Below are 6,083 nucleotides of genomic sequence, written 5' to 3'. Positions count from 1 at the left end.
GCCGCATGGGCCCGAGGCATGCCTCGGGCGGGTTGGGCAGGACGCCCCACCCCGGTCTTGCCGTGTGCGCAGGACGGCGCACACGAGCAAGCCGCGACCGAGCTTACATGGACGTACTTGCAGCGTCCCCCTCAACCGGACCCAACCCGCCTAACCTCAGGAAACCAGCCTTTGACGTTGCTTCGGGCGTTGCGTTTGCATTGAGCAGGTGCAGGGCTGCAAGCCCTGCAGAACAACACTCACCTCAACCGCACCAGCAGGCTGCTGCCCGCACACACCACCGCCAACCACGCCACGCCGTGCCACCCCCACTGGGCAAGTGCGAGGCTGCCCAGCGCACCACCCGCCGCCATGCCGATGAACACGCCCGTGAACAGCAGCGCGTTGAGGCGGCTGCGCGCCGGCGGCACCAGGCCGTAGACCAGCGTCTGGTGCGCCACCAGCGCCGACTGGAAACCGAAGTCGAACAGCAGCGCACTCACCACCAGCAGCGGCAGCAGCGCCGCCGCCGGCAGCCAGCTGTCGGCCAGCAGCAGGCCGAAGCCCACCAGCGCCACCGCAATCGCCAGGCGTGCCACCGAGTGGCTGCCCAGATGGTCGGCGTAGCGGCCCGCAAATGGCGCCGCCAGCGCGCCGGCCGCACCGGCAATGCCGAACGCACCCGCGGCGGCACTGCCCAACCCGAGCTTGGTGTGCAGCATCAGTGCCAGGGTCGACCAGAACGCGCTGAAGCCCACCGCCAGCAGCGACTGGCTGGCGACCGCGCGGCGCAGCTGCGGCTGCTCACGCCACAACTGCAGCAGCGAGGCCAGCAATGCCGGATAGCGCAGCGTGCTGGTCGGAGCGAAGCGCGGCAGCGCCTTGGCCATCACCGCGCCCATCGCCGCCACCGAAACCGCCGCCAGCACGAACTGCGTGCGCCAGCCCCAGGCTTCGGCGACCACGCCGCTGACCACGCGCGAGAGCAGGACGCCCAGCAACAGGCCGGTCATCACCCGGCCAACGATCTGCCCGCGGTGTGCGTCCGGGGCCAGTACCGCGGCCGCGGGCACGATGTCCTGCGCGAGGGTGGCCATCAGGCCCACCAGCAGGCTGGCCATCAGCAGGCCCGGCAGCTGGCCAGCCAGCGCCGCGCCCGCCAGGGCCAGCGACAACAGGACCGACTTCAGCAGGATCAGGTGGCGACGGTCGAAACGGTCACCCAGCGGGGCCAGCAGCAGGATGCCCAGCGCGTAGCCCAGCTGGGTCAGGGTCGGCACCAGGCCGACGCCACGCTCGCTGGCGCCGAGGTCCTGCGCGATCAGGCCCAGCATCGGCTGGCTGTAGTACAGCGAGGCCACCGAAAAGCCGGCGCCGGCCGCCATCGCCAGGACCAGCTGGGCCGAGGGGGCGGCCGTGGGCGTGGCGCTAACGGAAACAGAGGGGGCGGACATGGATGAACTCCGGGGAGGAATGGTGCATAGCCTGACGATATTCGCTACACGTCTGTAGTAGGATCAGGCACATATCCTTCATACGCCCAACGCATGACCGACCTGCCCGCTGGCGCGGACCGCCTCGACCTGCTGCGTACCTTCCTGCGCATCGTCGATGCCGGCAGCCTTTCCGCCGCCGCCACCCAGCTGGGCACTACCCAGCCCACGGTCAGCCGGCGGCTGCAGGCGCTGGAGCGACAGCTGGGCCTGCGCCTGCTGCAGCGCTCCACCCACGGCCTGCAGCTGACCGAGGACGGCCAGCGCTGCCAGCGCCACGCGCAGCGGGTCATCGACGAGTGGGAGTCACTGCAGGCCGAACTGCATGGCGAGGCGCAGGTGCTGCGCGGACGCCTGCGGGTGATGGTGCCGCACGCGTTCGGCCAGGCGCAGCTGCTGCCGACCATGCTGGATTTCCTGGCATGGCACCCGCATCTGAGCCTGGAATGGATCCTCGAAGACCATCGCCCGGATTTCGTTGCCGAGGGCATCGACTGCGCCGTGCGCGTGGGCCCGGTGGACGAGCCGCGCATGGTCGCCCTGCCGCTGGCCGAGGTGCCGCGCATCGTGGTGGCCTCGCCCAGCCTGGCTGACCCGGCAAAGGTGCGAACGCCCGAGCAGGCGCAGGCACTGCCGTGGATCGCACTGGCCACCTACTACCGCGAGCGCCTGCTGCTGCACGATGCGCACGGGCGCGCGCACACGCTGTCGATCGCCCCGCGCCTGCTCACCGACAACCTGTTCGTGGTTCAGGGTGCGGCTGTGGCCGGTCTGGGCGCGGCGGTGGTCTCGGCGTGGCTGGTGGCCGACGATCTCGCCGAAGGCCGCCTGGTGCAGCTGTTGCCACAGTGGCAGGCGCCACCGCTACCGGTACACCTGGTGTTCCCCGCCGCGCGCCAGCAGCCGCTGCGGCTGCGCGCGTTCATCGATGCGATGAAGGAAGCACTGCCGCAGCTGCATGGGATGCGGCCGGCGGTGCGCTGAACCGCTGGAAGGGTCAGAGCCCCTCCCTGTGGAAAAGCATCCGACCCTGGGCTGGAGGGTCAGCGCCCTTTCCATCGGAAAGCGCCCTGACCCCGCAGCCGATCACTTCGCCTTGGCCGCCTCGACGTTCCACGCTGCCACCTTGGCCTTGGTGTCGGCCAGCATCTTGTCCAGCGCCGCACGGTCATACAGGGTGCCGCGCAGGATCACGCTGTCGATCTTTTCGGTCGCGGCGATGTCCTGCAGCGGGTTGGCGGTCAGCAGCACCAGGTCGGCCGCCTTGCCGCTGGCCACGCCACCATAGCGATCCATCTGGCCGAACCACGCCGGGCCCGAACGCGTGGCCGCCGACAGCGCCTGCGGCGCGCTCAGGCCTTCCTTCACGAACAGCTGCAGTTCCTGGTGCAACGCAATGCCCGGAAAGTTGTACGAGTTGAGGAAGCCGGCATCGGTGCCCGCGATGATCGTCACCCCCGCTTCCTGCAGCATCGGCAGCACCGAAGCCACCTGATGGTACTGCGCGTGGCGCGCTTCGATCTGCGCCGGGGTCGCCTTGGCCGCGCGATCCACGCGCCACTGGTAGGTCGCACGCAGGCCCGGGCCGATGTAGGCCAGGTACGGATCGTTGGCGTGGTCATCCTGGTCGAGGAAATCGAGGATGCGGCCGCCATTGAGGGTCGGGGTCACGAACACGCCGCGCTTGGCGAAGTCGCGGTAGGCGTGCATCGCCGTATCGTGGTCGAAGCTGGCATCCAGGCGGCGGTTGGCCTCGGCGCGGTCGATGCGACCGGCACCGAAATCGGCGGCGATCTGCGCTTCATCCTTGCTGCCGGCCTTGAAGGCGTAGTCGAGATGCTCGATCGAAGCCAGGCCGGCATCGACCGCCCGTTCGACGGTCAGCGCCATCGGGATATGGCCCGACGCCTTCAAGCCAGCCTTGCGCGCGGCGCTGGCCGAATACAGGAACAGCTCCGGCTTCAGCGTGCTGTCGGTGATCTTCACGAAATCGACCTTGTCGTGCTGCAGGCGGGTGATCGCCTTGTCGACGTCAGCCTCGCTGCCCACTTCGATGGTGCCCTTCCAGACCGGCTTGATGCCTTCGATCTTGGCGCCGGAGCTGAGCAGGCGCGGACCGAACAGCGTGCCGTTGGCGATCTCGCCACGCCACTGCAGCACCTGCTCCGGCAGGTCGCCCGAGCAGTCGCGCACGGTGGTGATGCCATGGGCGATGTACAGCGGCAGCAGCGCCTTGTTCTCTTCGATGAGGGCCGGGCCGCCGCCGAAGTGCACGTGCATGTCCCACAGGCCCGGGATCAGGTACTTGCCCTTGGCGTCGATCTGGCGGCTGGCGCTCCACTGGCTGCGCAGCTGCGCATCGGGGCCGACGGCGACGATGTCATCGCCACGGATCACCACGCTCTGCCCCGGCAGGGTGCGTGCGTGTTCGACATCGACCACGGTGGCGTTGCGGATCAGCAGGTCGGCACGCTCGGCAGCGGACGCCGACAGCGGTGCGACGGCAAGGAGGATCGCAAGGGACAACGGACGGGACTGGAACATGGACGGCATCCTGGTGGGCGCGCGTAACGCGCAGGTTGGAAGGGGTCGGGATTCAGCGCTGGGCGCCGGCCTGGCGCAGCAGGGTTTCAATGTGGGTGTAGCCACGCTGGCGTGCGTGCATCAGCGGCGTCACGCCATCGCCATCGGCCAGTTCGGGATTGGCGCCGGCGTCGAGCAGCAGCTGCACGATCTGCACATGGCGCGGGCCGCCATCGCCGAGCAGGATCGCTTCCAGCAGTGCGGTCCAGTGCAGGCGGTTGACATGGTCCACCCCCACACCCGCGCGCAGCAGTGTGCGCACGGTGGCCACATGGCCGCGTTCGGCCGCGGGAATCAGGGCGGTGCCGCCGTAGCGGTTGGTGCTGCGCAGGTCGGCGCCGTGGGCCAGGGTCAGCGCGAGGATGTCATCGAGGCCGCGCGCGCCGGCATACAGGTAAGCACTGTCCTGCATCGCATCCTTGGCGTTGACGTCGGCACCGGCCTCGATCAGTTCGCGTGCGGCATCGACGTGGTTGCCGTGGGTCGCCAGCAGCAGTGCGGTGCGCCCTTCACCATCGCGCGATTCCAGATCGGCATCGTCTTCCAGCGCCGCACGCACGGCGGCGGCATCGCCTCGCGCGGCGGCATCGCGCAGGCGCGCATCGGCCGGACCGGCCGTGGCCGAACACCCCGGCACCACCATTGCCAACAGGCACAGCAGCAACAGGCGACCCAGCGGGCCGGGCAAACGAGGGCGACGAGCGATGCGCATCTGCGGTTCTCCGGTGCAGCGGGGCGCCGTGCTTGCCGCCCCCTGCCCTGCATGGTAGAAGTCGCCACGTGCATCCAGAAGTGAAATGTTCAAATGCAAGACAGTGCCAAATCGAATAGAACGCTGTTCGAACTGGACCTGCTGCGTGCGCTGGTGATGGTGGCCGACTGTGGCAGTTTCACCACTGCGGCCACGCGCCTGCATTCCACCCAGTCCACGGTGAGCCAGAAGGTGCGGCGGCTGGAGGAACTGGCCGGGCACCGCCTGCTCGAGCGCGGCCACCGCGACGTGCACCCCACCGATGCCGGGCACACGTTGCTGGGCTACGCGCGGCGCATGCTCGACCTGAACGAGGAAATGGCCCAGGCGCTGGCCGGCGCCACGGTGGAGACCGCGGTGCGCATCGGCGTGCCGGAGGATTTCGTCAACGCGCAGACCACGCGCATGCTGGCTGCCTTCAGCCGCCGCCACCCGCAGGTGAAGCTGGAAATCAGCAGCGGCCTGAGCCGGGACCTGGCGCATGGCTTCGACCATGGCGAGCTGGACCTGGTGCTGGTCAAGCAGCGCCGCAACACGCGCCAGGCGGTGCACTGCCGGCGCGAGCCGATGCACTGGATCGACGGCCAGCGAAGCAGCAGCCTGCAGCTGGATCCGCTGCCGCTGGTGACCTTTCCGCCACGCGGCCTGTACCGCGACGAGATGATCCAGGCGGTGGAGGCGCTGGGCCTGCGCTGGCGCATCGCATTCACCAGTTCGTCGCTGAGCGGCATCCAGGGAGCGGTAGCCGACGGCATCGGCATCAGCCTGCTGCCGCGTCGCGCGGTATGCCGCGAGCACCGCGTGATCGATGGCGAGCGTGGCCTGCCGGTGGTGGAGAACTATGAGATCGGGCTGCTGCATCGGCCGGATGCTGATGATGCGGTGCGCGCGCTCGCCGCCGAACTCTGGCGGCAGGTCCAGCGCGAGGCGGAGTAGTGTTCGGCAGGGCTGCGCCCTGCACCTGCTCAACGTCAACGTCAACGTCAAAAGCTGGCTTTCCGTGGGTTGGCGGGGTGGGTCCGGTTGAGGGGGACGCTGCAAGTACGCCCCTGTAAGCTCGGTCGCCGCTTGCTCGTGTGCGCTGTCCTGCGCACACGGCAAGACCGGGGTTGGGCGTCCTGCCCAACCCGCCCGAGGCATGCCTCGGGCCCATGTGGCTCACGCCCTCTCAACCGGGCCCACCCCGCCTTCGACAGTTTTCCGCGATCTGTCGGAACGGCGCTCTGCTTTGGTGGGTGCCGACCGTTGGTCGGCACGGATGAATTCAGTCGATATCC

The 6,083-nt window shown here is 69.0% G+C and carries 5 protein-coding genes; 2 read left to right on the top strand and 3 right to left on the bottom strand.

Going from position 1 to position 6,083, the window contains the following annotated elements; translation table 11 throughout:
• Positions 1-239: 239 nt before the first annotated feature.
• Positions 240-1,433 carry an MFS transporter gene (locus tag DCO49_RS19075; protein WP_116865331.1) on the bottom strand — a complete coding sequence of 398 codons (1,194 nt, stop codon included), beginning with the start codon at positions 1,431-1,433 and terminating at the stop codon, positions 240-242.
• 93 nt (positions 1,434-1,526) lie between these two features.
• Between DCO49_RS19075 and DCO49_RS19070 the strand changes: the two genes are divergently transcribed.
• Positions 1,527-2,456, top strand: coding sequence for a LysR family transcriptional regulator (locus DCO49_RS19070; protein WP_116865330.1), 930 nt, complete (start codon positions 1,527-1,529; stop codon positions 2,454-2,456).
• Between the two features lie 102 nt (positions 2,457-2,558).
• Here DCO49_RS19070 and DCO49_RS19065 read toward each other — a convergent pair whose 3' ends face one another.
• A complete protein-coding gene (locus DCO49_RS19065) occupies positions 2,559-4,016 on the bottom strand; it encodes an amidohydrolase family protein (protein ID WP_116865329.1) in 1,458 nt (485 codons plus the stop codon).
• A 52-nt stretch (positions 4,017-4,068) separates the two neighbouring features.
• A complete protein-coding gene (locus DCO49_RS19060; RefSeq protein ID WP_116865328.1) occupies positions 4,069-4,767 on the bottom strand; it encodes an ankyrin repeat domain-containing protein in 699 nt (232 codons plus the stop codon).
• A 93-nt stretch (positions 4,768-4,860) separates the two neighbouring features.
• Here DCO49_RS19060 and DCO49_RS19055 point away from each other — a divergent pair, with 93 nt between their 5' ends.
• On the top strand, positions 4,861-5,742 hold the full coding sequence (locus DCO49_RS19055; protein WP_116865327.1) for a LysR substrate-binding domain-containing protein: 882 nt from the start codon (positions 4,861-4,863) through the stop codon (positions 5,740-5,742).
• Positions 5,743-6,083: the final 341 nt, after the last annotated feature.

The organism is Stenotrophomonas sp. SPM (assembly GCF_003105135.1).
Taxonomy (GTDB): domain Bacteria; phylum Pseudomonadota; class Gammaproteobacteria; order Xanthomonadales; family Xanthomonadaceae; genus Stenotrophomonas.
Note: the sequence above shows the minus strand (reverse complement) of the source record. Positions and strands in the feature narration are given on the sequence as shown.